This is a genomic window from Photobacterium alginatilyticum, from assembly GCF_009910675.1.
Taxonomy (GTDB): domain Bacteria; phylum Pseudomonadota; class Gammaproteobacteria; order Enterobacterales; family Vibrionaceae; genus Photobacterium; species Photobacterium alginatilyticum.
This window is the reverse complement of the sequence record NZ_RSEJ01000008.1, coordinates 74821-100686: the sequence shown is the minus strand read 5'-3', so window position 1 is coordinate 100686 and position 25866 is coordinate 74821. Positions and strand designations below refer to the sequence as shown.

General features: G+C 50.2%; 24 protein-coding genes. 16 read left to right on the top strand and 8 right to left on the bottom strand.

Translation table 11 applies throughout. The annotated features are described in order from the left end of the window. Window positions 1-259 precede the first annotated feature (259 nt). The 4 genes from EIZ48_RS29920 (at window position 260) to EIZ48_RS09645 (ending at window position 7170) form a co-directional block, all read left to right on the top strand. A complete protein-coding gene (locus EIZ48_RS29920; protein ID WP_160650476.1) occupies window positions 260-3964 on the top strand; it encodes an ATP-binding protein in 3705 nt (1234 codons plus the stop codon). Between the two features lie 463 nt (window positions 3965-4427). Then, window positions 4428-4655: a FeoA family protein gene (locus tag EIZ48_RS09655; RefSeq protein WP_160650474.1), complete on the top strand. Its 228-nt coding sequence runs from the start codon at window positions 4428-4430 to the stop codon at window positions 4653-4655. Next, window positions 4655-6931, top strand: coding sequence for a Fe(2+) transporter permease subunit FeoB (gene feoB / locus EIZ48_RS09650; protein ID WP_160650472.1), 2277 nt, complete (start codon window positions 4655-4657; stop codon window positions 6929-6931). Before EIZ48_RS09655 ends, feoB begins: the two co-directional genes overlap by 1 nt. Beyond that, entirely contained in the window at window positions 6928-7170 is a 243-nt protein-coding gene (locus EIZ48_RS09645) for a FeoC-like transcriptional regulator (protein WP_160650470.1), read from the top strand. Before feoB ends, EIZ48_RS09645 begins: the two co-directional genes overlap by 4 nt. A 64-nt stretch (window positions 7171-7234) precedes the next feature. Here the strand turns inward: EIZ48_RS09645 and EIZ48_RS09640 are convergent, their stop codons facing one another. Further along, window positions 7235-7663: an HIT domain-containing protein gene (locus tag EIZ48_RS09640; RefSeq protein ID WP_160650468.1), complete on the bottom strand. Its 429-nt coding sequence runs from the start codon at window positions 7661-7663 to the stop codon at window positions 7235-7237. A gap of 238 nt (window positions 7664-7901) precedes the next feature. Here EIZ48_RS09640 and EIZ48_RS09635 point away from each other — a divergent pair, with 238 nt between their 5' ends. Further along, the gene (locus EIZ48_RS09635; protein ID WP_075768314.1) at window positions 7902-8507 is read left to right on the top strand and encodes a DUF924 family protein; all 606 of its coding nucleotides are present in this window, start codon (window positions 7902-7904) and stop codon (window positions 8505-8507) included. A gap of 91 nt (window positions 8508-8598) precedes the next feature. Here EIZ48_RS09635 and EIZ48_RS09630 read toward each other — a convergent pair whose 3' ends face one another. Next, a complete protein-coding gene (locus EIZ48_RS09630) occupies window positions 8599-9618 on the bottom strand; it encodes a GGDEF domain-containing protein (RefSeq protein ID WP_160650467.1) in 1020 nt (339 codons plus the stop codon). A 142-nt stretch (window positions 9619-9760) separates the two neighbouring features. Continuing rightward, a complete protein-coding gene (argS, locus tag EIZ48_RS09625; RefSeq protein ID WP_160650465.1) occupies window positions 9761-11491 on the bottom strand; it encodes an arginine--tRNA ligase in 1731 nt (576 codons plus the stop codon). A gap of 434 nt (window positions 11492-11925) precedes the next feature. On the opposite strand from argS, the gene EIZ48_RS09620 reads away from it, so the two are divergent. Beyond that, window positions 11926-12519, top strand: coding sequence for a VOC family protein (locus tag EIZ48_RS09620; RefSeq protein ID WP_160650463.1), 594 nt, complete (start codon window positions 11926-11928; stop codon window positions 12517-12519). 94 nt (window positions 12520-12613) lie between these two features. Here EIZ48_RS09620 and purU read toward each other — a convergent pair whose 3' ends face one another. Further along, window positions 12614-13447, bottom strand: coding sequence for a formyltetrahydrofolate deformylase (purU, locus tag EIZ48_RS09615; RefSeq protein ID WP_160650461.1), 834 nt, complete (start codon window positions 13445-13447; stop codon window positions 12614-12616). A 152-nt stretch (window positions 13448-13599) separates the two neighbouring features. Here purU and EIZ48_RS09610 point away from each other — a divergent pair, with 152 nt between their 5' ends. The 8 genes from EIZ48_RS09610 (at window position 13600) to rnd (ending at window position 21875) form a co-directional block, all read left to right on the top strand. Continuing rightward, window positions 13600-14076: a group I truncated hemoglobin gene (locus EIZ48_RS09610; RefSeq protein WP_160650459.1), complete on the top strand. Its 477-nt coding sequence runs from the start codon at window positions 13600-13602 to the stop codon at window positions 14074-14076. A gap of 147 nt (window positions 14077-14223) precedes the next feature. Continuing rightward, the gene (gene yoaA, locus EIZ48_RS09605) at window positions 14224-16182 is read left to right on the top strand and encodes a DNA repair helicase YoaA (protein WP_160650457.1); all 1959 of its coding nucleotides are present in this window, start codon (window positions 14224-14226) and stop codon (window positions 16180-16182) included. Further along, window positions 16183-16884: a tRNA (adenosine(37)-N6)-threonylcarbamoyltransferase complex dimerization subunit type 1 TsaB gene (gene tsaB, locus EIZ48_RS09600; RefSeq protein WP_160650456.1), complete on the top strand. Its 702-nt coding sequence runs from the start codon at window positions 16183-16185 to the stop codon at window positions 16882-16884. It abuts the gene before it with no gap. Between the two features lie 132 nt (window positions 16885-17016). Then, window positions 17017-17298, top strand: coding sequence for a hypothetical protein (locus tag EIZ48_RS09595; RefSeq protein ID WP_075768321.1), 282 nt, complete (start codon window positions 17017-17019; stop codon window positions 17296-17298). 57 nt (window positions 17299-17355) lie between these two features. Next, on the top strand, window positions 17356-17910 hold the full coding sequence (locus tag EIZ48_RS09590) for a Slp family lipoprotein (RefSeq protein WP_160650454.1): 555 nt from the start codon (window positions 17356-17358) through the stop codon (window positions 17908-17910). Between the two features lie 12 nt (window positions 17911-17922). Further along, complete coding sequence (locus tag EIZ48_RS09585; protein ID WP_338046910.1) at window positions 17923-18843, top strand: alpha/beta fold hydrolase; 921 nt, start codon at window positions 17923-17925, stop codon at window positions 18841-18843. A 129-nt stretch (window positions 18844-18972) separates the two neighbouring features. Further along, window positions 18973-20658, top strand: coding sequence for a long-chain-fatty-acid--CoA ligase FadD (fadD, locus tag EIZ48_RS09580; protein WP_160650452.1), 1686 nt, complete (start codon window positions 18973-18975; stop codon window positions 20656-20658). 95 nt (window positions 20659-20753) lie between these two features. After that, complete coding sequence (gene rnd / locus EIZ48_RS09575; protein ID WP_160650450.1) at window positions 20754-21875, top strand: ribonuclease D; 1122 nt, start codon at window positions 20754-20756, stop codon at window positions 21873-21875. A 46-nt stretch (window positions 21876-21921) separates the two neighbouring features. On the opposite strand, the gene minE is transcribed toward rnd, so the two are convergent. Genes minE through minC form a run of 3 tightly spaced genes read right to left on the bottom strand, consistent with a single transcriptional unit; the run spans window position 21922 to window position 23688 of the window. Next, entirely contained in the window at window positions 21922-22185 is a 264-nt protein-coding gene (minE, locus tag EIZ48_RS09570) for a cell division topological specificity factor MinE (protein WP_075768326.1), read from the bottom strand. Between the two features lie 6 nt (window positions 22186-22191). Next, window positions 22192-23004 carry a septum site-determining protein MinD gene (minD, locus tag EIZ48_RS09565; RefSeq protein ID WP_075768327.1) on the bottom strand — a complete coding sequence of 271 codons (813 nt, stop codon included), beginning with the start codon at window positions 23002-23004 and terminating at the stop codon, window positions 22192-22194. Between the two features lie 21 nt (window positions 23005-23025). Next, the gene (gene minC / locus EIZ48_RS09560) at window positions 23026-23688 is read right to left on the bottom strand and encodes a septum site-determining protein MinC (RefSeq protein ID WP_075768439.1); all 663 of its coding nucleotides are present in this window, start codon (window positions 23686-23688) and stop codon (window positions 23026-23028) included. 223 nt (window positions 23689-23911) lie between these two features. On the opposite strand from minC, the gene EIZ48_RS09555 reads away from it, so the two are divergent. Together EIZ48_RS09555 and EIZ48_RS09550 are read left to right on the top strand one after the other, a co-directional pair. Further along, window positions 23912-24199 carry a YcgL domain-containing protein gene (locus EIZ48_RS09555; protein ID WP_075768328.1) on the top strand — a complete coding sequence of 96 codons (288 nt, stop codon included), beginning with the start codon at window positions 23912-23914 and terminating at the stop codon, window positions 24197-24199. Between the two features lie 2 nt (window positions 24200-24201). After that, window positions 24202-25173, top strand: coding sequence for a lytic murein transglycosylase (locus EIZ48_RS09550; protein ID WP_160650448.1), 972 nt, complete (start codon window positions 24202-24204; stop codon window positions 25171-25173). 212 nt (window positions 25174-25385) lie between these two features. On the opposite strand, the gene EIZ48_RS09545 is transcribed toward EIZ48_RS09550, so the two are convergent. Beyond that, window positions 25386-25784: an H-NS family histone-like protein gene (locus tag EIZ48_RS09545; RefSeq protein WP_075768330.1), complete on the bottom strand. Its 399-nt coding sequence runs from the start codon at window positions 25782-25784 to the stop codon at window positions 25386-25388. Window positions 25785-25866 lie beyond the last annotated feature (82 nt).

Genomic DNA, 25866 nt, shown 5'->3' with positions numbered 1-25866 from the left:
CAAAAGTGCGCTTTTTTTATGTCTCACCACTCATTTTATAAAATCATTCTTATACAACAAGTCAACTTACTTCATAATGTTTCGTTACGCTGTTGTGAGTTATTGCAGGGATACGCTGTACCAATAGTTCCTGGTTGTTATGAATAAAGCCTTTTTCATATTTTCCTTCTGCCTGTCAGTACTGTTGCACTGTAGTTTTGCTACAGCAGAAAACAGTCATGCCTTTTATCCGCTTCCTCATCAGGAACGTGGAAGCTTTGTGGCAGCACAAAAGGTCATTGCCAATACCAACGGCGGACTGTGGTTCGTTGATGCTCAGGGATCGCTGATTTTCTATGACGGAGAGCGGTTAGACAGGGCGGTAGACCAAACCGGCGAACCGATCACCGGTGTCACAGACGCTGTTATGCAAGGGCAGACGATGTGGCTGGTAAAAGACGGCTATGCCTATCGCTTCCTCCCTACAACTGCCGAGCTAAAGCGGTTGAAGTGGCAATCGGCGCCGCTTAGATATGTTATCAGCCATCAGGCCGGCATCTGGTTTGCCAGCAGCGAAGGTTTATATACCCTTACAGATGAACACCGCCAGCCGGAATTTGTGCCGGTTCCAGAGCCAGCCTCGGTTACTGGTCTCTATAGCGTGGGCGATTCAATATTTGTTGCTGGGGAACTGGGCATCTATGAGTTTAGAGATCGCCAGTTCTTAACCCCGCGTTTGTATCCGCGGCACAGAGTCACAGCGGTTTTCGAAGACAGCACAGAGCAGTTATGGTTCGGAACTCGGTCCGGCTTGTTTTTATCCCGCCAGGCGCGCCCCGTTCTTTCTTCTCAAGATTCATCAAGACATCAGCTTTCGGTTTCAGCGATTGCTGAAACAAAATCCGGTATCTGGGCGGGGACTGCGCAGGGGCTTAAGCTGATTGATAAGGCGTCATTGGCCGTGAGCCATTATCGTGCTGACGCTGAGGATGAATATACGATCAATAACAACCGCGTGATGGCACTGCTTGGGGATGAGAAGTACGGACTGTGGATAGCCACCGAGAGCGGTATTAATTATTTACCGGCCTCCACGTCGGCCTTGAAAAGGTTTCCTTATGGCTCCGGGGGAAATAATGCAGTAAAGATAGGTCGGACTAATCAACTTCAGCAGATTGAAGATGGCAGCATCTGGCTTGCGACCGACAAAGGGCTGACAGAGCTTGATGATCGTTTGGAGATTGTGCGCCAGCTAGCTTTATCGGGAGGCGTTGACTCTTTTGCTTATAAGAAGGGGACTTTCTGGCTTGCAACCAGAACGGGCCTGAAAGCCTATTCGTTAGTAGATAATGAGTGGCTGGCACTAAATCTGCCGAGCTGGTTTGATGGTCAGGCGATCACAAGCGTGATGGTTGATCACTACAATTCGGTCTGGATAGGTATGGAGTCGCATCTTTACCGTTACTGGCCAAAAACGTCAGAGCTTAATTCGTTTGGTAGTCATTGGTTTCAGGCTCCTTACGGCAGCGAGGCTGTCACTGTCTTGTTCGAAGACAGCCATCACCATATTTGGGTCGGCACGGATTACGCTTTGTACCAGTTTGATACCGGGCTGCTTAGTATGGTTGAGAAAACGGCTAGTCTGGGCGGCGTGATCGACATTTATGAAGATATACTGGGCCAGCTATGGGTGGTAAATAACCATAGCCTTCAATATTCACCGAAGCAGGACAAGTTGCCACTTGAGCCGATTGTTCTCAATGGAGCCTATGCCAAGCCATATTGTATCGATGGTGACAATGGCGGGAGTTGGGTGACAACGAGCCAAGGGCTGTCGTACTACTCGCTATCCGCACAGCTGAGGTTGCACCTTCCGCCCTTGGTCGGCGGGGTTGAAAAAGAATCGTATTCACAAGCGTGTGAAATCTTGCGATCAGGAAAATTATTGCTCGGGGGAAAGAAAGGACTGCTTGAAATTGATCCGAAGAAGTTGCTTGCTTCGGAAAAGCAGCAGTTTTCTATTATTGTTGGCAATATTCAGATAGATAATCAGCTGGTACGTTTGGCTGGTGGATCTGAAACCTTGCTTACCGTGTCGTACGGTTCATCGGTCAGTTTTGATATTGGCGTGCTGCCGTTTTCCGGATATACCAAGTTGCAATATCGCTTGATAGGGGAGCGGGAATCGCCTTGGGCAAGCGTTAGTCATTCCTCATTGTTTTTTGACAACTTGAACCCCGGTGATTACCTGCTGGAACTGCGCTTTGATGGCGAAAACCCGCAGGATCAACCCGAGATACGTTATCCTTTCCGAGTATCTGGCCCCTGGTACCTATCTTACTGGTCAACCTCGTTGCTGGTTGCGTTATTGATCCTGCTGCTGTTTCTCTTGATTGGCTGGCGAGCACGCGCTTATCACCGCCAGAATTTAGCGCTCAAGCAGGCGGTTTTTCGCAGTACGGCCAGAATAGAACTGCATAAAAAGCAGCTCTACGCCAGTAACAAACACCTGCAGCGTATATTGCATATGCGGCAGAATTTTATGGCCCAGCTATATAGTGAGCTGCGATCGCCTTTGTCTTTGATCCTCGGGCCTATTCGGAAGATGCAGGCAACCAGCCATGGCGAAGAGAATGAACAGCTTCACCTGGTCGCCAACAACATAGAACGCTCGCTGCATTTGGTCGAGCAGCTACTTACTCGCGATGCGCAAGCTTTTATCGAGCCTGAAAAGCGATGTGAACAATGGATCAGCCCGATCATCCAGGCCTGTTGCCTGAGTTGGCAGCTAGAGGCCGAGCAGCGGGGGATTGCGCTCTGCCTGGAGGATGAGACTGACGGGGTGAGTGTGAAGGTGGCCCCGTATCACCTTGAAATTATGCTCGGTAACTTGTTATCCAATGCCCTGAAATACACCCCCCAGCACGGCTGCATCAATGTGGCGGTGAAGAGTGTCGATCACAGGCTGGTGGTGTCGGTTAGTGATACCGGCAAAGGGATGTCAGAAGACGTCAGGGACAACATTTTTGATAGCTACTTCAAAGAGGACACCGACTTTAACCCTGAGGCCGGCTTTGGCCTGGGGCTGAGTACCGTCAAGCAGCTTGTCGAGCTATATGAAGGCGAGATTTCCGTTGTTAGCTACCCGGGAGTCGGCAGTGAATTTGTGATAACCCTGCCTTTGTACCGTGAAGGCTGTATGAGAACCTTGGCTGGTGAAGACAATCCGGAGGTATCTGCTGCGCCACAGGACGATCTGCCCAAGCTGTTGGTAGCCTCGACGGACGAGGAGGTTGTAGCATGCCTGACGGCCTTGCTTGAGGAATACCCCCTGTTAGTTGCAAGCGACGGTTATGAGGCGGTTTTTTTAGCGAAGGAAAATCAGCCCGACATGATTTTGTGCGACTTGGACTTACCCGGGCTTGGCGGGCTTCAGGTACGTGAAAGGCTGCAGGAAGAGCCGAGAGAGTGCCAGCCTGCGTTTATACTCATGGTTGATAATAGCCCTCAGGAGCATATAGCAGCGGGCGTTGACTCAGTACTTACTAAGCCTTTTGAGCCAGATGCTGTCCTTAATCATATCCAGTATTTGCTCAACGGTGAGTGTCCGCCGTTTCAGGCACTGCTCTCCAGCCAGGCCGGGCTTCCTGCTGAGGTTGTTGAAACCTCCTGGCGGCAGAGTGTGATGAGCTTGGTTGAGGAGCAATTTGATCAGGCGAACTTCGGTACCGCCATAGCAGCCAATGCCCTGTATATGTCGGAGCGTAGCTTACAGCGGAAGTTTAAGCTGGAGTTTGGTATGTCGTTTAAAGACTATGTTAGTCAGTTCCGTTTTGAGCAGGCCAAGCGGAAGCTTAAGCAGGGGGAACGAGTTTCGGATGTGGCGCTTTCCTGCGGCTTCAATGATCCGTCATATTTCAGCGCACGCTTTAAAGGTAACTTTGGTATCACACCTTCCCAATATGCAGCCCAGTATCAGCACTGATAGCCGATGACGGTACCTCTGACGTAAAGATCCCAATACTGAAAAAAGAACGTGATATGGTCAGCCCGACCATATCACGGGTACCAATGGCACCTTCGCTTGCTGCCGGCAATATGACGGGCGCCATATTGCCTTAGGAATAGGAGCAGGCCTCATTGCCTGTTGGTGGCGCACTATACCGCTGTTGATACTAGGTAGCCATGAGATATGCGACATAATGCATTGATAGTGCGCCAATACGCCAAATGCAGGGGGAGCAGCTGCTGCGTTAAAAACAGCGAGTGGGTGTTAACAACGTCAATTTCGTCATTTTCATGATATTTCAAAATGTGATAGGCCGGTATTGATAGCCTTAATAGACATACAAACACCATGGTTTTTTGATTTAAGACAATACGCAAGATGTTTCAAATTGTGTAATATCGCGTATAGGAATAAAAATAATTCTTATTAAGGTGTGAAAATGAAACTGTCCGAGTTGTCGTGCGGTGCTAACGGAATCGTAACCAGCTTGTCTGAGCTTCCTTCCGCAACGCGCAAGAAGCTAATGGTTATGGGGATGTTGCCTGAAACTCAGGTGACTGTTGTTCGTTTGGCACCGTTGGGTGATCCCCTACAGGTGCGTGTCCGTGGTGTCGATATTGCTCTGCGTAAGCAGATTGCGGCCAATATCGAAGTGGAGGTACGCTGATGCAATATAATATTCTGACTGTTGGTAACCCAAATAGCGGTAAAACAACATTGTTTAACGGTCTGACAGGCGCCAAGCAGCATGTGGGTAACTGGGCGGGTGTGACGGTCGAAAAGAAAACCGGTAACTACCAGTGTGCCGGTGACGACTTTGCCCTGACGGATCTGCCGGGGATCTACAACCTGGACAGCGCCAACGATGCCAACAGTTTAGATGAGGCCATCGCTTCTCGCGCCATTTTGACCATGCCGGCAGATGTGATCATCAATGTGGTTGATGCCTCTTGCCTGGAGCGCAGCCTGTACATGACCTTGCAGCTGCGTGAGCTGGGTCGCCCGATGATTGTCGTACTTAATAAGATGGATGTACTGCAACGTCAGCGTCAGGTGCTGGATATCAAGGCTCTGGAAAAAGCGCTGGGTTGCCTGGTACTGTCCCTGTCTGCAAACAACCTTAAGCAGGTACAGGAGTTCAAGACCCAGCTTCACAAGATGCTGGCACAGGGGATCGCGGTTAACGATCTCAGCCTGAACTACGGCGATCAGTTCGAGACTGCGATTGGCGAGCTTGAGTCAATGTTTGGCAGTGAAACATTGAATGTGCGTGCCCAGGCGATCCGCGTACTTGAAAACGATACGCTGGTGATTAACGGTTTGTCTGAAAATGAGAAAAACAAGGCGTGTAACATCCGCAACAAGCTGATGGTTGATGTCGACCCGGATATCCAGGTTGCCGATGTCCGTTATACCTATCTTCACCAGTTATGTCAGAAGGTACGTCGTCAGGAAGGTAAACTAAGCCGTAGCCTGAGTGACAAGATTGATCGGGTCTTGTTGCACCGCGCTTTTGGTATCCCATTTTTCTTTATTGTCATGTACCTGATGTTTATGTTCTCCATCAACATCGGTAGCTCGTTCATTGACTTTTTTGATATCAGTGCAGGGGCTCTGTTGGTTGATGGCGGTCATTACCTACTCGATGATCATCTGCCGGTTTGGTTGGTAACGATCATAGCCGATGGTATCGGTGGCGGTATCCAGACAGTAGCCACCTTTATTCCTGTGATTGCCTGTCTGTATCTGTTCCTTGCGGTATTGGAAAGCTCGGGTTATATGGCGCGAGCCGCTTTCGTACTCGACAAAGTGATGCAGAAAGTCGGCCTGCCGGGCAAAGCGTTTGTCCCGTTGGTGCTGGGTTTCGGTTGTAATGTTCCTTCTATCATGGCAACCCGTACCTTGGAGCAGGAGCGTGAACGTAAGCTTGCGGCAGCAATGGCACCGTTCATGTCATGTGGTGCACGCCTGCCGGTATACGCGTTATTTGCAGCAGCGTTCTTTCCTGAAAGCGGTCAGAATGTCGTGTTTGGACTCTACCTGCTAGGTATTTTCGCCGCTGTAATGACCGGCATGATCCTGCGCAGTACGCTGTATCCGGGAACGAGTGACAGTTTCATTATGGAGATGCCGGACTACGAATTGCCGACAATGCGCAATGTGGGTATCAAAACCTGGCAGAAACTGAAGAAGTTTGTCTTGGGGGCCGGTAAGACAATTGTTGTCGTGGTTGCTTGCCTGAGTTTCTTTAACTCGCTGGGGGCTGATGGCTCGTTTGGTAACGAAGATACCGAAAATTCGGTACTGTCCAAGGCTGCTCAGGTGGTGACACCGGTATTGGCGCCAATTGGTGTGAAGGAAGATAACTGGCCTGCAACGGTCGGTATCATCACGGGGATATTTGCCAAAGAAGCCGTAGTCGGTACGCTAAATAGCCTGTATGCACCGTCAGAAGGCGAAGAGGGCGGTGAGTATGATCTGCTGGCAAGTCTGCAAGAAGCGGTTGAGACGATTCCTGCTAACCTGGCTGATCTGAGTTATTCTGATCCTCTGGGGATCGAAGTTGGCGAGCTGACGGATCTTGACGCTGTTGCAGAAGAGCAGGAAGTCGAAGCATCAGTATTCGGCAATATCCAAGCGCACTTTGTGAGTTCGTCGGCGGCGATGGCTTATCTGGTCTTTATTTTGCTGTACACACCTTGTGCCGCTGCGATGGGGGCCTATGTGCGTGAGTTCGGTCAGAAGTTCTCGGTCTTCATTGCCGGCTGGACGATGTTGTTAGCCTATACCTTCGCGACAGTCGTGTATCAGGTGGCCCATTTTGCAGAACATCCTGTCACCAGTATGCTGTGGATTGGCTTCTTTGCCCTGATTAATGTTGGCCTGTATATCTTGTTTAAGCGTCAGGGACAGAAACAACCGGAAGAGGTGTTGGTACTGTGATCCTTCAGCAACTGAAACAGTATATTGAGCAGCATGGCCGTTCCAGCAGAAAGGATCTGGCCCATCACTTCGGCATGAGTGAGGACGGGGTTGATACCATGTTGGATGTCTGGGTACGCAAAGGTACAATCAGCAAAGAGCTGATAGGCTGTGGCAAAGACATTTGTTGTCAGAGTGCCGAAGACGTCTGGTACCGAAGCCAGAAGGCCGATGAGCTGTCGGTGACTGTTTTGCGTTGATGAAAATACAGAGGCAGCCCTTGGGCTGCCTCTGTTTTATTTACCTGAGGGCAAATGGGTTCCGCTAAATAGCCGTAAACCCGTCAATATTGGCAAGCTCGTCCCGGAGCTCTTCTGCCAGTGCTACCTGAATTCCGTCTTCTCGCTGCGTCCCGTCAGTATTCCCCCATATTGGACCTGGCCAGGCAATGTCCGACTGAAACCTGGCAATATGGTGAACGTGCAGCTGGGGAACCAGGTTGCCCAAGGCACCGATGTTGATTTTATCTGCCTGGTAGTCGGTTTCCAGCAGGCTGGCAACCGCGCTCGATTCGCGCATCAGCTGAAGCTGATCCTGTTCGGGCAGGTGATGAATTTCGGTGATCTCGTCCCTGCGCGGAACCAATATCAGCCAGGGACCCAGTGCTTCTTTTGACAGTAGCACCCGGCATAGTGGCAAGTCGCCGAGAACCGTGGTATCTGCTGCCAGTCTCGGATGGAGTGAAAAATGCATCGCTGTATTCCTTAAATGTATTGTGCGGCTCACATGCTGGAATATTGTTCATCGTTATCAGTGGAGGCTGCTGTATGCTGGTAGTGCCACAGAAGGATAAACAGTCTTCTAACTACTCATGTCATGGTAATACCAATTGAAATAAAGACCAGTATTGATAACCACAGATTGATGAAATTGGTGGTAGTTGGGCGGTGGCGAACACATTGAGCGTGCGATAACCGTTGGGGGGTAAAGTATGGTCGCGGAATATCAGGAAGTCTTGGATTTTTGGTTTGGTGAGCTTGGTGAGGAGGTTCCGGCTACCGATCGAAATTCGCTCTGGTTTCAGGGAGGAGAGGAAACGGATCAGCTTATTGCCAAACGTTTTCAGCCTCTGGTGAGCCGGGCCGGGCTTGGTGAGCTGAGTCACTGGGCGGAGGAGCCGAAAGGGGCATTGGCCATGATTATCTTGCTGGACCAATTTACCCGCAATATCTACCGCGGCCTGAGCGCGGCGTTCCGTTATGACTCCTTGGCGCTGGCAATCTGCAAGCGAGGGCTGGCCAACAACTTCGATGAGCAGCTGAGCCCTATTGAGCGCGTTTTTTTCTATCTCCCGTTAGAGCATTCGGAAACGGTAGAAGATCAGGAGGAGTGTGTGTTTCGTTTTGACCGTTTGCGCCAGTCTGTCTCGCCGGCACATGCCGTTGTTTTCGAAGGGTTTTACCAATATGCCGTGAGTCATCACGATGTGGTTAAACGCTTCGGTCGTTTTCCGCATCGCAATGCGGTTCACGGGCGACTGTCTACTCAGGAAGAGCTTGACTGGCTCCATGGCGGGGGCCAGCGCTTCGGGCAGTAAAAAGCGGCCATTCAATAACACCACCACACCTGGAGATACTAGGGAGAGGGTGGTGTTTTTGTTTCAATCTGCTGTCGGGGGGAAACAATAATCAGTTGATGGGAAGTACCCGGTTTCTTCCCAGTTGCTTGGCTTGATTGAGGTGGCTGTCGGCGCGAGCAATGACATCGGCGGTGGTTTCGTCTTCCTGCTTGGTGGCAATACCAAACGAGGCGGTAACAGAGTTGATCCGCTGGCCTGATTTTCTATCCAGCACCGATATTTTTTCGATGGCGCGACGGATAGTTTCGGCCTGCTGCCTTGCCGAAGACAGTGTTTTGTGCGGCAAGATGACAATAAACTCCTCACCACCAAAGCGATAGGACTGTGCATAGTCACGGCTGCATTCAATTAGCCGGCGGGCCACGATTTTGAGGACCTGATCACCGAGCAGGTGGCCGAAGTTATCATTGAAGTCTTTGAACTTGTCGATATCCATAATGATAAGGCTGTAAGGAATTTGGTTATCGGAATAACTGTGGATATCTCGCTCAAAAGCCCTTCTATTGTTAAGACCGGTCAGGGCATCCTGGTTTGCTTCTTTTTGGCTTTCACTCAAAGCTTCCCTTAGCGCGGCAATCTCTTGCTGGGCATTACTTAGCTGGCCTTTAAAGGTGCCGGTTGTTAGCTGGATCTGACGGGATTCCCGAATTAGCTCGCGCACCAGTGTCATGGTGTCTTCCAGTGACAGACCTTCTCTTTCGGCCGACTCCAGCTTGTTGAAAGTATGGCTCAACGCCCCTTGGAATGTCTCGGCGTTAGACAGCGTATCTGACATCGTACTGGTTAGCTCCTGCATCATTGCCGTCAGGCTTTGCTTGAGCTGAGCCATGTCCTTATCGGTCTGGCTGGCCAGGTGTTCCTGATACAGGCTGTCACACAGCGTCGGCGTGCAGTGCCCTAATGCCTCGATTCCTTGATCAACCGCGTGGTTGAGCGTCGGTTGTTGCTGAGTCGCATAGGTATACCAGAGCGCATAGTTGGTCGGGGTCGTTGGTACTTTGTGTTTGATCATCAGGGGAACCGTTTTTTTCAACGTTTCCGTCGATTCCACAAAGCTGTCTTTGCTCATACTTTGAATTCCATTTTTGTCGCAAATACAAAAGCAAACTGATTGAATGCTGGTAGCATAAAAAAAGCCTTCTAAGGATACCCTAGAAGGCTTCGGATTTTTAGTATGTAACAGGTTATTTCTTTGAATGAAATAGCAAAAATTACATACGTTCTAGTGTTTCGATACCTAGCAGATCAAGACCCTGCTTGATAGTGTTAGCTGTTAGTAGAGCCAGTTTCAGACGGCTTTGCTTCACTGCTTCCTCGGCATTGAGGATTGGGCAGGCTTCATAGAAGCTAGAGAACTTGCCGGCAAGCTCGAACAGGTAGCTACACATTACGTGTGGGTGACCTTCGCGAGCAACGGTCTGAACGGCTTCCTCGAACTGAAGCAGGGTGGACAGAAGTGCCTGCTCCTTTTCTTCGTTAATCACAACAGGGTGCGTCAGATCAGCAAGCTTAACATCGGCACGTTTGAAGATAGAAGCAACACGGGTGTATGCATACTGCATGTATGGTGCCGTGTTACCTTCGAAGGCCAGCATGTTGTCCCAGTCGAAGATGTAGTCAGTGGTACGGTGCTTGGAAAGATCTGCGTATTTAACTGCAGCCATCGCAACAGTCTTGGCAATGTTTTCTTTTTCCGCAGCATCCAGATCGGGGTTCTTCGCTTCGATTAGCTTCGCTGCGCGCTCTTCTGCTTCGTCCAGAAGATCGGCAAGGCGAACGGTACCACCCGCACGGGTCTTGAACGGACGACCGTCTTTACCCAGCATCATACCGAAGGCGTGGTGCTCCAGGGTAACTTCTTCTGGTACATAGCCGGCCTTACGAACAATCGTCCATGCCTGCATCAGGTGCTGGTGCTGACGTGAGTCGATGAAGTAAAGCACACGGTCAGCGCCAAGCTGCTCGTAACGGTATTTGGCACAGGCGATATCGGTGGTGGTGTATAGGAAGCCGCCATCACGCTTCTGGATGATAACACCCATAGGCTCGCCGTCTTTGTTCTTGTATTCCTCAAGGAAGACAACCTGTGCGCCGTCGTCTTCAACCGCCAGACCTTTTTCTTTAAGGTCGGCAACAATGCCTGGTAGCATGTCGTTGTACATGGATTCGCCCATGACGTTATCACGGGTCAGGGAGACATTCAGGCGATCGTAGTTATGCTGGTTTTGGACCATAGTAACGTCAACCAGCTTCTTCCACATTTCAGCGCAGTACTCGTCGCCGCCCTGTAGCTTAACAACGTAGTTACGTGCGCGCTTTGCGAACTCTTCGTCTTCGTCGTAAAGTTTTTTGGATTCGCGGTAGAAGGCTTCAAGGTCGGACAGCTCCATCGACACTTCGCCAGATTCTTGCTGAACACGCTCCAGGTTGGCAATCAGCATACCAAACTGAGTGCCCCAGTCACCGATGTGGTTGGCACGCACGACTTTGTGGCCCAGGTGCTCAAGGGTACGAACAACAGCATCACCAATGATAGTTGAACGCAGGTGGCCCACGTGCATTTCTTTGGCAACGTTCGGCGCTGAGTAGTCAACAACGATAGTTTTCTGCTCTTCTTTGGCAACGCCAAGACGTTCGTCAGCCAAAGCTTCTTCCGCACGCTCGGCCAGCCAGGTTTTGCTTAGGAAAATGTTGATGAAGCCAGGGCCTGCGATTTCAACTTTCTCTGCGATACCGTCAAGATCCAGTACGTCGATAACTTTTTGTGCGAACTCGCGAGGGTTAGTGCCAAGCTTTTTGGCTACGCCCATGACACCGTTAGCCTGGTAGTCACCAAACTGTGCTTTCGCAGACTGGCGAACCGCTGCTGGGCTACCTGCTGGTGCGCCTGCGGCTTCTAATGCCTGAGATACTTTATCGTTAATTAGTGCTTGAATGTTCACACGCTTATCCTTTAAATCATTTAGTTCGCCAGTAGACTGATTGTACTGGCGAGGCAAAAACGTCACGGTATTCAAGAGCTGCCAGAAGCAAAACCGTCAAAAATAATCACGCAAGCAGGCCACATCAATTGCAGCATAATGAATGCTGGTGGGGATCACATGAGTATTTTTGACGGGACACTCTCTTGGATCAGAGGTGTTATCTTGAATACGTACATTGCATTGCCTTAATAATACCCACAAAGTTAGGTGTTTTGGCAACCCGAAAAAGGCATTGTTTGCGATTTTTTTTTCGTTTTGGATAGAACGTGAAAATTATGCACAAATCAAGCAGCAACAAGGCCTGTCGTCACCTTAGACGGGGTTTCTCTCAACCTAAAACTATGGATAATTATGCGTTCGTTTCCCGATGCAGTAATAACTGGAGAAAAAACATGCAGAAGCTAATTGATGACGGTCTTCACCCCGAACAAATGCTGGCCGGGCTGCCTGCTTTTGTCGCGCGTATCGAGTCACTGGCACAAGAGATGAATATATCGCTGTCTGGCTACCGGGCTGATCATATTGCATTACGGGTTAATGACCTTGAAGTGGCCAGGGCGTTGCACCAGGCCTGGCTGGAATACGGCGAGGAATGGTCGAACAATGAAATCAACGGGCGACCGATTATTGTGATCGGTTTTCACCAGCCGCTTGAGGTAGGGTGTTGGCGTGTAGAGGCTCTGGAATTGCCGTATCCGGGCGATAAGATCTACCCGCAACAAGGCTGGGAGCATATTGAGTTTGTTATTCCGACCAGGGCAAGCACTACCGATGAGCTTAAAGTCAGACTGGATGAGGCGTTTCCGCTGTTGCCGTGGGATAAACTGGCAGAGCAAGATATTAAGGTGAAGGTCAGCATGCCGTCGGGCGAGAAAGAGCGCCTGCCAAATCCGACCTATGCCTTTAAAAAGGAAGGGGTGTGTATCAAGCTGCATCCGTGCTCGCTAAAAGAGGTGATTGACAGCGAAGAAGAGTCGGGGGAATAGATTCCAGGAACAACAGGTCTTAGCTTCCAGGGTAAGCAGGAGATCGACTCTACCGTGAGGTTTTGGGTCCTGCTTGCAGAACCCAAAAAATCTATTACAAAATCACCGTTCGGTTGCCATGTACAAATACCTTGTCATCCACCACTAAGCCAAGTGCCTTGCTCAGAACTGATTTCTCGACATCACGTCCCGAGCGGGCCATGTCGCTGGCACTGAAGTTATGATCAACGTTGATGACATTCTGGGTAATGATCGGGCCTTCGTCTAAATCGTTGGTAACAAAGTGGGCGGTCGCCCCGATGATTTTCACCCCGCGCTCAAAGGCCTGCAGATAAGGCTTGGCTCCGATGAAGGCCGGCAGGAAACTGTGGTGGATATTGATGATCTGGTGCGGGAACTGGGCGACAAAGTTTGGCGTCAGGATCCGCATATACTTAGCCAGTACGACATAGTCGGGATTGTACTGCTTGACGGCCTCAAGCATTTTTTCCTCATGGGCCTCGCGGCTCAGCCCTTCGTGGCAGACGTGATGGAACGGGATATCAAATTTCTCGGTTAGCCCGGCCAGCGTATCGTAGTTGCCGACAACAGCGGCAATTTCAACATCTAAAGTCCCATCAAAGGCTTTGACCAGAATATCGCCCAGACAGTGTGCTTCTTTGGTGACCATAATCACAATGCGTTTGCGGGCGGAGCTGACCAGGCGGCGGTAGCTGCCTTCTGGGAGAGCGCGATCAAGATCAAACAAAAAGGTTTCGTCATTAAATACGCCTTCCAGTTCTGTGCGCATAAAAAAGCGGGTATGGGAGTGATCAACAAATTCATTGTTATGAATAATGTTTAGCTGGTGTTTGTAACAGATGTTAGTGATTTTCGATATTAAACCCATTGCATCTGGGCAGTCGGTGAGAAGGGTTTTGGTTTCCATGTGCTTCCTTGAACTACTATATTTATATTTCCATTCTCTTTTATTTACCGCGTATTTATTTCAGGGTCAAAACAAAATTCGAATTAGTTTCAGTGATAGTTGCCATTTGAGCAAAAACCTAACTAATGAGTAGCATTATCTAGGAGGAAGCTATGTTGTCACAACGGCTGACATATTTTTTGAAAACCCTTTTGCTCACCCTACCGTTGCTTGGTATCGGATTCGCCTATGCTGACAGTCATTCCCAGGACACCAAGTCGTTGTATACCCGGCTGGGGGGGCTGCAGCCTATTTCGGTTGTCGTCAGCGATTTTATCGATGTGATAGTGGTCGATGACACTCTTAATGCCAACCCGGCAATTGATGCGGCACGAAAAGTGGTTCCGGCGCCCTACCTGAAATATCAGGTCACGGCGATGGTTTGTAATGCCACCGGCGGCTCGTGTAAATATCAGGGGCGGTCAATGAAAGATGCCCATGCCCACTTGAACATTTCGGAGAATGACTGGCAGCAGATGGAGGTCTTGCTGAAAGGGGTACTGGACAAACATGGCGTGCCGGAAAAAGAACAGCAAGAGTTGATGGAAATAGTTGGCTCGACTAAAGCTGACATTGTTACAGCACCCTAATTAGCATCTCTGGTTGCTGATATGGCAACCAGAGATCTGCTCGTCTAACTCACTGGCATCCCGGGTATAAATAACCGTAGTCGCAGGCTGGCAAACTTGGCATAATGTTGTTTCTCTACTGTATATATAACCAATAAGTTCGTTGGAATGATTGCCAAGTTTTTCGCCTCAGGTGGCGCACTCGACAAAGCCATACCCGGTTTCCAAGCTCGCCAGCCGCAGATTGACATGGCTCAGGCTGTCGATGATGCAATTTGTGAACAGACCCAACTGGTGGTGGAGGCGGGGACGGGTACCGGCAAGACCTTTGCCTATTTAGTCCCGGCGTTGGTTCGCGGTAAAAAAACCATTATCAGTACCGGCTCGAAGAACCTGCAGGAGCAGCTTTTTCACCGGGATCTACCTTTAATGGCCGATGCCCTGGGCTTTACCGGGTTGGTCTCCCTGCTGAAGGGACGGGCCAACTACTTGTGCCTCGACCGTTTGAGCCGCCAGATCACCGAAAGCCATGGCACGCATGTCGATCCTACCTTGTTGAGCCAGTTGGTGAAGGTCCGCAGCTGGTCTTCGACCACCCACACTGGCGATCTTGGCGAGTGCGAAACGATTGCTGAAGACAGTCCGGTGATCCCGATGATCACTTCAAACAACGACAATTGCATCGGCCGGGAATGCCCGTCCTATGAGGATTGCTTTGTTGTCAAAGCGCGCCGCAAGGCGATGGAAGCGGATGTCGTCGTCGTGAATCACCACCTGTTCCTGGCGGATCTGGCTATCAAGGAAACAGGGTTTGGTGAATTAATTCCTGAAGCGGAAGTCTTTATCTTCGATGAGGCTCACCAGATGCCGGATATTGCCAGCCAGTATTTTGGCCAGAGCCTGACCAGCCGCCAGGTGCAGGAACTGGCAAAAGATGTCGAAATTGGCTATCGCACTGAAGCCAAAGACATGCGTCAGCTGCAGAAAACGGCCGATAGGTTGGCCCAGTCGGCCTCTGATTTACGTATCGTGCTGGGCGAACCCGGTTTTCGAGGCAACTGGCGCGAAGCGGTAACCAGCCCGGCGATTCAGCGTGAGCTGACCCGGTTAAATGACGCGCTTGATCTGACCCATGAGGTGCTCAAGCTGGCCCTTGGGCGCAGCCAGTTACTCGATGCGGCTTTCGAGCGGGCGACCTTGCTAAAAGCTAAGTTGGCCAGACTTTCCGATACCTCTATCACCGGCTATTCCTATTGGTATGAATGTACCCCGCGTCATTTCAGCCTGAATATCACCCCGCTGTCGGTGGCGGAAAAATTCCGTGAACAGATGCAGTTGCAGCCGGGAGCCTGGATATTTACCTCAGCCACCCTGGCGGTCGATGATGATTTTAGCCATTTCAGCCACCGCCTTGGGTTAGAGCCCAAGCAGCAGTTTGCGCTGGAAAGCCCGTTTGACTATCAGCAGCAGGCCCTGCTGTGCGTGCCCCGTTTTCTTCCCGAACCCAATAGCTTTGGTATTGCCGACAGGCTGGTGGAGATGCTGGCTCCGGTTATTGAGGCCAACGATGGCCGCTGTTTCTTCCTATGTACCTCGCATCAGATGGTCCGTGAGCTGGCAGAAGGGTTTCGGGCGGTACTGGATTTGCCGGTACTGGTTCAGGGGGAAACCACCAAGCAAAAGTTGTTGGCGGAATATCTGGAGCGTGGTAATGCCTTGTTGGTAGCGACGGGGGCATTTTGGGAAGGCGTCGATGTTAGAGGACAAGCCCTCAGCTGTGTTATCATCGACAAATTGCCCTTTACAGCACCGGATGATCCGTTGCTGAAAGCGCGAATCGAGGATTGTCGCCTGCGTGGCGGGGACCCCTTTTCGCAAGTTCAAATACCCGATGCAGTGATCACCCTGAAACAGGGTGTTGGGCGTCTTATTCGCGATAAGCAGGATAAAGGCGTGTTGGTCATCTGCGATAATCGTTTGGTAACGCGTCCGTATGGCGCGGTATTTTTAAGAAGCTTGCCACCAATCCCACGTACGCGGGATGTTGATGGTGTCGGGCAGTTTTTGTCTGCAGTGAACGGAAACGCGAGTACTGTTCAGTGTGACGACCAGCATTCAGAGGCTTGAATGAGCACCAAAATCCTTGCAGTCGATACTGCAACCGAAAATTGTTCTGTTGCCCTAATGGTAGGCAACGATGTCATTTCACGTTGTGAGTATGCCCCGCGTGAGCATACGACGAAGATTCTGCCGATGGTGGATACCGTTCTGGCCGAAGGCGGCCTGAAGCTCAACCAGCTAGACGCACTGGCCTTTGGTCGTGGACCGGGCAGCTTTACCGGTGTCCGTATCGGTATTGGCATTGCTCAGGGTCTGGCCTTTGGCGCAGACTTACCGATGCTTGGTGTCTCGACGTTGGCCGCTATGGCTCAGGGATCCTATCGCCTGCATCAGTCTGAGCAGGTACTGGCGGCCATTGATGCCCGTATGGGGGAGATCTACTGGGGGCAGTACCAGCGCCAGGCTGATGGCGACTGGCGCGTCGTTGACAATGAGTTGGTGATTCGTCCTGAAGGGCTGCTTGAGCAGTTCCGCGCTGAGAATGGCCCTTGGTTCACAGCCGGTACAGGTTGGGAGAGTTACGCTGAACCTCTCGCTGAGCTGAAGGTCCAAATGGAGAAAGGAACTGTTTTATATCCGGATTCTCAGGATATGGTTCACTTGGCGAAATTTGCGCTGGCTCGAGGCGAGGCCGTTGATGCCGAGCATGCCAGCCCGGTTTACCTGCGTGACACGGTTACCTGGAAGAAGCTGCCGGGCCGTGAGTAATAACTAGAATTTGGGTGCCGGGCTTCGAAAGCACAGCACCCTGATCTTAAGTGCCGGAATGAGCCCTGTCTGGCTCCTCTGACGGCCTTTGCAATCAGCTGAAGGATCCACACTGCCGATAGGTATTGCATTATGGTTTCAATTCAACGTTTACCAACATCAATACATTCCCCGCACAAGCCCCGGGTCAATAAACCGGTACAGGCACCTGTGGCTGCCGAACAGACGGTGGTCGCAAAGGCGGTGGCCAAATCGGTCCGTGATCCGGAGCTGATCCAAGATGCCCATTCCAAAATTCAGTATGACGAACCTGAGGGCAAGAACCGCCAGGCCCTCGATTCCTACATGGGTGTAATGTACCAAAATCGTAAGGAAGAACTGTCCTCCCTGGTTGGTGTCGACGTCTACGTTTAGCCTGTCTGACAATCTGTAAAGTTGACTGGATAATGAGCATTTGTCTAGGAGTATCTGATGTTTAGAGTGCTATTTCTTGGGCTGTTAACGGTCTTTATGGTAGGCTGCGCCAGCGTGCCTGAAAGCTTGCGCACTCAGTCAGAGAGTCCCATCACCGACTTTATGCTTATACGCGATAATCCTGCGATTGCTCAGGAGCAGGAAGTTCGACTCGGTGGCGTTATCGCTGCTATCCACAATGAGAAGCGACGTACTCGGATCGAGATAGTCAGCCTGCCTTTGACCAGCGACGGCAGACCCAAGATAGATGCGAAACCGCAGGGGCGCTTTGTCGGATATGCCGAAGGATTTATCGAACCGTTGGAGTATCGCCCCGGTCGGCTACTGACCGTGGTCGGCAAAGTCAGCGGTCAGGAGCAGGGGACTGTGGGCGACTTTGACTACCAGTTTCCTGTCGTGGATATTTCCGGTCGGCAGTTATGGCAGGTCAAACAGGAAATTCGGATTGATGATTTTGCCCGCTACCATGACTGTATCGGTACACGATGCTCGTTTATGAGCTATGGCGTGGGCTTTACCCGGGGCGAGGTCACGCAACGGGTGACCAAGTAGATTGAGAGTGTTGTGTCGAGTGTAATGTACAATACACGCTTCCGGCTGGCGGAGATAACGCTGGCAGGATTGTGTTCATTTCAGCATCCGGGCGAGATTGTTTCACCTTCATCGCCGCTGTCCTACCCGTGTGATCAAAAGCCGATATTACTGTTCTTGCATGGTTGGCAGGATAATGCCGCCAGCTTTGACGCCTTGTTTGTGACATTGGCTGAAAAGTGTCATTTGATTGCAATTGATTGGCCGGGCCATGGTTATTCTCAGCCTAGGAGCAAGGATAACTATTACCATTTTGTTGATTATATTGACGATCTTAATCAGCTGATGGCTTTGTTGCCAGACCGGGAGGTTTTTCTGGTCGGGCATTCGCTGGGGGCGTTGGTTGCCGGTTGCTATGCGGCTGTCTTTCCGGACAAGGTTGCCGGGGCTGTGCTGATTGAAGGGCTTGCCCCGCTGCATGAGTCGTCGGAGCTGGCGGTACAGCGCCTGCGTGACGGGATTGCCAGCAGGCAGCGCTACCGTCGTCGGGCCGAGCGATGGGGAAAGGGCAGGGGAATGTCGTCGTTCCAGGAGGCCTTGCAGTTACGCTGTGTGGTCAACCACCTGTCGGCCGAACAACTTGCCCCTTTGGTGGCGAGAGGCACCTATCAGGACGGTTCGAGCTGGTATTGGCGCCATGATAATAAATTGCGTTGTGACTCCCTGTATCGCATGGCCAAAGAGCACGCCAAGACATTGGCGTCACAGATCCAATGTCCGGTGCTGTCGATTCTCGGCCAAAGCGGATTTGAAACCCTGAGCCAGCCAGCTGGCGGGAGATATTGGTTGCAAAATGGCTCTCAGGTAGTCGTTGACGGTGGTCATCACTGTCATATTGAAAGCCCACAGGTGGTTTGTGAACACATAGTGGTATTCACATCAAATTTCAAATAACTGGTCCAATCAGTTGTTGTTAATTCTTTGTTAATTGTGTTGTAATGGCGGTAACAAACACTTGTTTGAATGAGTCCCCCTACAACAAGCATTGGGCGATGACGCCAGAAAAAATAAGGAGAGTGCAAAGTGGATAAGGTTTGGCTTAACCGCTATCCGGAAGATGTACCGGCAGAAATTAACCCGGACTTGTACCCGTCTCTGGTAGAGATGTTTGAGCAATCTGTACAGAAATATGCAGATCAGACAGCCTTTATCAATATGGGGCAGGTCATGACCTTCCGCAAGCTGGAAGAGCGCAGCCGTGCGTTTGCTGCTTATTTGCAAAATGAGCTCAAGCTGAAAAAGGGTGACCGTGTTGCAGTGATGATGCCGAACCTGCTGCAGTATCCGATTGCCTTGTTTGGAATTTTGCGTGCCGGTTGTGTGGTGGTTAATGTTAACCCGCTTTATACCCCGCGAGAACTTGAGCATCAGCTAAACGATTCCGGTGCCAAAGCGATTGTTATTGTTTCGAACTTTGCACACACTCTAGAAAACGTGGTGAAAAACACCGGTGTCCAGCACGTTGTCCTGACAAGGCTGGGCGATCAGCTCTCACGGCCGAAAGGTACGCTGGTTAACTTTGTCGTGAAGTACATTAAGAAGATGGTGCCGAAGTACCACCTTCCTCATGCTACCTCCATGCGCTCGGCGCTGAGCAAAGGCCGCCGGATGCAATACGTCAAGCCGTTCATGTCCGGCGACGATACCGCCTTCCTGCAATATACCGGTGGGACAACCGGTGTCGCCAAAGGGGCGATACTGAGCCATCGCAATATGCTGGCCAATGTGATGCAGGCCAAAGGTGCCTACGGACCGGTACTGACCGAGGGGCGCGAGCTGATTGTGACGGCACTGCCGCTTTATCATGTCTTTGCGCTGACGGTGAACTGTCTGCTGTTTATTGAGATGGGCGGTCGAAATCTACTGATCACTAACCCGCGTGACATTCCGACTTTTGTCAAAGAGCTTCAACGTTATCCGTTTACCGCGATCACCGGGGTCAATACGCTGTTTAATGCGCTTGTGAACAATGAAGACTTCCACGAACTTGACTTTAGCAACCTGCGCCTGTCGGTGGGCGGTGGCATGGCCGTACAGCGAGCCGTGGCTGACAAGTGGAAGCAGATGACCGGCAATTACTTGCTGGAAGGATACGGTTTGACGGAATGTTCTCCGTTAGTGGCTGCTTACCCGTATGATCTGGTTGATTACAATGGTTCAATTGGCTTGCCGGTACCGTCTACTGAAGTGAGAATGGTAGATGACGAAGGCAATGTGCTGGGTAACGATCAAACTGGCGAGCTGCAGGTGCGTGGTCCTCAGGTTATGCAGGGTTACTGGCAGCGTCCGGAGGCGACTAAGGAAGTACTGACGGACGATGGCTGGTTGTCCACCGGTGATATCGTTCGCTTTGACGAAGACGGTTTCCTGCATATTGTTGATCGCAAGAAAGATATGATTCTGGTGTCGGGTTTTAACGTTTACCCCAATGAGATTGAAGATGTTGTTGCTCTGAACAGCAAGGTGCTGGAAGTGGCCGCGATTGGTCTGCCGCATGAAGTCTCCGGTGAAGTGGTGAAGATTTGCGTGGTCAAGCGGGATCCGAGTCTGACGCGCGATGAGCTTCTGATGCACTGCCGCGAGCACCTGACCGGGTATAAAGTGCCGAAGGTTGTCGAGTTCCGTGACGAGCTGCCGAAAACCAATGTCGGTAAAATCTTGCGCCGAGCTTTGCGTGAAGAATCGGATAAGCAGCCGCAAGAAGCATAAGCTGTCAATTCAGGTTACAATGAGATTAATTCGAGTGCCGGCTATAACGCCGGCACTTTCTTTCGGTTAGTCATAACTGATAAAAAAGGTTTGCTGTGAATTTTGAAATCATAACAACAACTGAGCGGTTGGAAATTGTCTGCGAGCATGCCCGCACCAAGGCGGCAGTCATGCTTGATACGGAATTTGTCCGCACGCGCACCCTGTACCCCAAGCTCGGATTGATCCAGCTGTTTGACGGGGACAGTTTGGCTTTGATTGATCCGCTGGAAATTGATGATCTAGAGCCGCTATGGGCCCTGCTCCGCGACCAGTCAGTCACCAAGGTACTGCATGCCTGCGGCGAGGATCTGGAAGTCTTTCAGCATTACGCCGGCTGCCTGCCGACACCAATGATCGATACCCAGGTGATGGCTGCGTTTCTCGGCTATGGCGTCTCTGCCGGTTTCGGAACCCTGGTTAATGACTTTCTGGGGATAGAGCTGGATAAAGGCGAAGCACGCACTAACTGGCTGGCTCGTCCGCTATCGGCAAAACAGCTCGACTATGCTGCGGCAGATGTGTTTTATCTGCTGCCGCTGTACCAGAAGCTCTCGGCACAGGTTGAAGAAAAAGGGTGGCAGGACGCATTGGTGCAGGAGTGTGCTGCGCTGATGCTTAAGCGCATTAAGCCGGTTGATCCCGAAAAAGTGTATCTGGATATCAAGAATGCCTGGCAGCTTGAGCCCAAGCAGCTGGCCGTGTTGCAGAAAGTGGCCAAGTGGCGTTTGCTGGAAGCCCGCAAGCGGGACTTAGCCCTGAACTTTATTGTCAAAGAGCTGCACCTGTGGAAGCTGGCGCGCTATAACATCCGCTCCAAGGCCGTTATGGCCAAAGAAGGTTTTGATAATATGGAGATCCAGCGCCATGCCAATCGCCTGCTGAAAATGGTGCACGATGTTGATGATATGCCTCCTCAGCAGTATCCGGAAAAAGTTGTTCGGCTTGTTGATCTGGCTGGCTACAAGCAGCTGGTGAAGCGGATAAAGGATGAAGTCGCGAAAGTTGAGAAGGAAACAGGTCTTGCCCCGGAGTTTCTGGCCTCCAAGAAGCAGGTCAACCAGCTGATTTCATGGGCGTGGAAAAAGCAAAGGCCTGACGATGATCGTCCCGATATGCTCAAGAACTGGCGAAAAGAGCTGTTCGAAGCGCGTGTTCTCCCTTTGTTGGACAGATAAAAAAAGCCCCGGTTGTAGTAACCGGGGCTTTTATTTTGAATGACGGTTATTTTTCTTCTTCCGGCAAGGTGACATTGAGCTCCAGAACAGAGAGATCTTCTTCTTTCTGATCCAGGTTGACACTGACTTGGTCCGGAGTGATCTCAACATATTTGCGGATCACCTCAAGAATGTCTTGTTTTAGCTGCGGCAGGTAGCTAGGCGTGCCTTGGTTGGCCGTACGCCTTTCGGCAACGATGATTTGTAGCCTTTCTTTGGCTACGCTCGCCGTTGTTGGTTTCTTGGGGCGGAAGAACTCTAGCAAAGCCATAGTGAATTAGCCTCCAAACAAACGTTTAAGGAAGCCTTTTTTCTCTTCCTCTAGGAAACGGAACGGGCGTTCTTCACCCATTAGACGGCCGACGGTATCTTCATAGGCCATACCTGCGTCGGATTCCTTGTCGAAAATTACAGGCTCACCTTTGTTGGAGGCATTCAGTACCGCCTGACTTTCAGGGATCACGCCCAACAGCGGAATGTGCAGTATCTCCTCGACATCACCGACACTGAGCATTTCCCCCAGTGTCACGCGAGCAGGATTGTAGCGGGTCAGAAGCAAGTGCGTTTTCACCGGCTCCAGCGAGTTTTCCGCGCGGCGCGATTTAGAATCGAGAATACCCAGGATACGGTCGGAATCTCGGACCGAAGAAACTTCCGGGTTAGTCGTTACAATCGCTTCATCGGCAAAATACAGTGCCATCAGCGCACCGGTTTCAATACCTGCCGGTGAGTCACAGATAATAAAGTCGAAGCCCATCTCATCCAGATCATTGAGTACACGTTCGACACCTTCACGGCTGAGGGCGTCCTTGTCACGTGTCTGGGAGGCTGGCAGCACGAAGAGGTTCTCGACGCGCTTGTCTTTGATCAGTGCCTGGTTGAGGTTGGCTTCACCGTTGATCACATTGACAAAGTCATATACGACACGACGCTCGCAACCCATGATCAGGTCAAGGTTACGCAGGCCGATATCGAAATCAATGACTGCAGTTTTTTTGCCGCTTAAGGCAAGGCCCGATGCGATAGCTGCACTGGAGGTTGTTTTACCAACGCCACCTTTCCCCGAGGTAACAACGATAATACGTGCCATCTATAAATTCCTTATCAAACGTTATAAAGCCAAATGCTCTATGTTTAAATTATTTTCAGCAAGTGAGATAACGACACCTTTACCCCAGAACTCAGCTTCAATTTTATCACTTAGCCAGTAGTTTCCGGCAATGGAAATCAGTTCAGATTGCAAATTTTGACAAAAAATACGCGCCTGTTGCTGACCGCTGGCCCCGGCAATTGCCCGGCCGCGCATTGTACCGTAGATATGGATACAGCCATCGGCAATAATTTCCGCACCGGCACTGACATGGTTCATGACTACCAGATCACAGTTTTTGGCATAGATTTGCTGGCCTGAGCGTACTGGTGTGCGAATAATCCTGGTTGGCTCCATGGCCGTTTCGGCCGCTTTAGTTTGTCGTGCAGCATTCATGATAGCAAACCCGGCGCGCTTTGCCTGACTTTGCAATTGAGTATCTTTACAGCCACTTATCCCTACAGGGATCATTCCTGCCTTTTGCACTTCCGATTTTAACGTACTGAAGTCGATGTTGTTGCCGGCTTGGCTAATGTCGATGACGACGGGTGCAGCGGCGAAGAAATTGGGCGCCTGACTGACTTTCTCTTTTAAGAAGTCCGTCGCCTTTTCGATGTCCCCATCAACAAGATGCAGGGCCGAGAGCGTGAAAGAGCTCCCTTTCAGTTCTGCTGGTTTTGTCATACTCATTTAATGACTGTCGCTTAATTAGCCGTTAAGGCTCGTTATCACATAGATACTTGCATGTTATATTCCCAAGGGTATATCAGCAAGCTATCCTTGCTTTAGCGTTGGAAATTCAGACAAGCGTCCCATCTGTGCCGTCTTAGACTGGCTATTCGAGGGAATGATTTCGCAAAATCGCGGTCTGAATGAGATGAAAGCTTTAACGAACAGGCTATTTTTAATGTTTTGTGCAATCTACAAAAGCCCTAAGAAAGAAAACACATATCTATATATCAATACTAAAGATGACTTCTCAGATGTTCCTGAGAGTCTTATGGCAACCTTTGGTACCCCGCAGTTTGTGATGGTACTTAAGCTTGATAATGGACGTAAATTAGCACTGGCTGATGTGGAGAAGGTAAAAGAAGCTCTGGCGACAGTTGGTTATTACCTTCAGGTTCCACCGCCAGTTACGAATTTGCTTGAGAAATATAAGGCCGACAAAGTCGGAAAAGATGCAAAAGGGTAACTATGCGTAAGAGATTGATGTCGGCCCTGGTGGCCTTAGGTTTAGGGATCTCGTCATCGGCCTTTGCGGCCGATGCAGGGTTTGACGAATATGTACTCGGGCTGAAAGCTGAAGCCCGGGAAAATGGAATTTCAGAGTCGATAATCAACTCTGCTTTTGACGGTATTACATTTACTGAGCGTGCCGTTAAGGCTGATAAAAACCAGCCTGAAAAAAAGCTGACCTTAGATGAATATATCCCTCGGGCTGTTCCTGAATGGAAAGTTAAGCAAGCAAACCAGTTATATCGGAAGCACAAAACGGCATTGGATAAAATTGGTCGGCAGTTGGGGGTACAGCCAAGGTTTATTGTCGCCCTGTGGGGCGTAGAAAGTAATTTCGGTCGTCTGATGGGAAATTACAATGTGATTGAAGCGCTCTCTACATTAGCTTATGAAGGGCGCCGAGAAGCTTTTTTCCGTGGTCAGGTGATGGCGGCGCTAGAAATTTTGGATGCCGGACATATCACCCCAGCGAAGATGAAAGGTTCCTGGGCGGGAGCAATGGGGCAGCCTCAGTTTATGCCGACGTCATTTTTAGCCTATGCGGTCGATGGAAATAATGATGGTCGTATTGATATTTGGAACACGGAGGCAGATGTATTTGCTTCAGCAGCCAATTATCTGAGCAAGTCAGGCTGGGATGATAAATATACCTGGGGGCGGCAGGTGAAAATACCGAATGGTATAGGTGAGTCACTTCTGGGTATTGAAAAGGATAAAGGTCGCCCTCTGGCAGAATGGCAACAGCTAGGTGTCAGAAGATTAAATGGGCAGTCTTTACCCAAGGCTGATATTAAAGCTTGGCTTATTCAACCCGATGATAATCATGGCAGGGCATACTTGGTATACGGAAATTACCAGACGTTGCTAAAGTGGAATCGATCACATTATTTTGCGCTCGCCGTCAGCCACCTGGCTGATCAAATACGATAAGGTTGAAAAGAAAGCCAGACATTATGTCTGGCTTTTTTATCTCTGATAAAACACGCTGAGTACTCTCGTCAGAGTTATTTATTCACTGAATGGTATTTGCTTTCCGCCCAGCAGCTAGCCCTTTATAGGGAGGCCTGACAGGCATGTCTTTGAAGGCCAGATACAAAAAAGCCCGGAATTATTCCAGGCTTTTGTCAGCTTATATTCAGCGATTATTTGATTTCGAAATCTTCTAGAGATTTGCCTTCATCAAGTGCTTTCTTCAGTGCACTTGGTGTACGGCCTTGACCTGTCCAAGTCTTTTCTTCGCCGTTTTCATCAAGGAATTTATATTTAGCAGGACGAGCAGCACGTTTTGCTTTAGGAGCTTTGCTTAGTGTTGCCAGTAATTCTTCTGGGTCGATGCCGTCAGCTAGAAGCATTTCACGGTACTGAGCCAGTTTCTCGTTACGTTCATTTTCTTTTGCACGTTCTTCAGCTTCAGCTTCTTCACGTTCAGTAACGACAGTTTGTAGTTTCTCAAGAGCTTCTTGAAGTTGTTCTAGAGTATATTCACGAGAAAGAGCGCGAAGGCTACGTAGGTTTAACAGCGCTTTCATTGCATCAGACATTTTTAATTTCCTGTTGGCCTAAAACTATTTTAAATAATAATAGCAGTCTCAAATCAATAATTGCAATAATAATACTTTTAAT

Coding starts and splice junctions, on each gene's coding strand:
- EIZ48_RS09550 (WP_160650448.1), top strand. CDS start 24,202: ATGCGTAAGAGATTGATGTCGGCCCTGGTGGCCTTAGGTTTAGGGATC.
- EIZ48_RS09640 (WP_160650468.1), bottom strand. CDS start 7,663: ATGCATTTTTCACTCCATCCGAGACTGGCAGCAGATACCACGGTTCTC.
- minE (WP_075768326.1), bottom strand. CDS start 22,185: ATGGCTTTGCTAGAGTTCTTCCGCCCCAAGAAACCAACAACGGCGAGC.
- EIZ48_RS09595 (WP_075768321.1), top strand. CDS start 17,017: ATGGTTTCAATTCAACGTTTACCAACATCAATACATTCCCCGCACAAG.
- minD (WP_075768327.1), bottom strand. CDS start 23,004: ATGGCACGTATTATCGTTGTTACCTCGGGGAAAGGTGGCGTTGGTAAA.
- EIZ48_RS09610 (WP_160650459.1), top strand. CDS start 13,600: ATGTTGTCACAACGGCTGACATATTTTTTGAAAACCCTTTTGCTCACC.
- EIZ48_RS09620 (WP_160650463.1), top strand. CDS start 11,926: ATGCAGAAGCTAATTGATGACGGTCTTCACCCCGAACAAATGCTGGCC.
- tsaB (WP_160650456.1), top strand. CDS start 16,183: ATGAGCACCAAAATCCTTGCAGTCGATACTGCAACCGAAAATTGTTCT.
- yoaA (WP_160650457.1), top strand. CDS start 14,224: ATGATTGCCAAGTTTTTCGCCTCAGGTGGCGCACTCGACAAAGCCATA.
- EIZ48_RS09655 (WP_160650474.1), top strand. CDS start 4,428: ATGAAACTGTCCGAGTTGTCGTGCGGTGCTAACGGAATCGTAACCAGC.
- EIZ48_RS09545 (WP_075768330.1), bottom strand. CDS start 25,784: ATGTCTGATGCAATGAAAGCGCTGTTAAACCTACGTAGCCTTCGCGCT.
- EIZ48_RS09555 (WP_075768328.1), top strand. CDS start 23,912: ATGTTTTGTGCAATCTACAAAAGCCCTAAGAAAGAAAACACATATCTA.
- purU (WP_160650461.1), bottom strand. CDS start 13,447: ATGGAAACCAAAACCCTTCTCACCGACTGCCCAGATGCAATGGGTTTA.
- EIZ48_RS09635 (WP_075768314.1), top strand. CDS start 7,902: ATGGTCGCGGAATATCAGGAAGTCTTGGATTTTTGGTTTGGTGAGCTT.
- feoB (WP_160650472.1), top strand. CDS start 4,655: ATGCAATATAATATTCTGACTGTTGGTAACCCAAATAGCGGTAAAACA.
- EIZ48_RS09630 (WP_160650467.1), bottom strand. CDS start 9,618: ATGAGCAAAGACAGCTTTGTGGAATCGACGGAAACGTTGAAAAAAACG.
- minC (WP_075768439.1), bottom strand. CDS start 23,688: ATGACAAAACCAGCAGAACTGAAAGGGAGCTCTTTCACGCTCTCGGCC.
- EIZ48_RS09590 (WP_160650454.1), top strand. CDS start 17,356: ATGTTTAGAGTGCTATTTCTTGGGCTGTTAACGGTCTTTATGGTAGGC.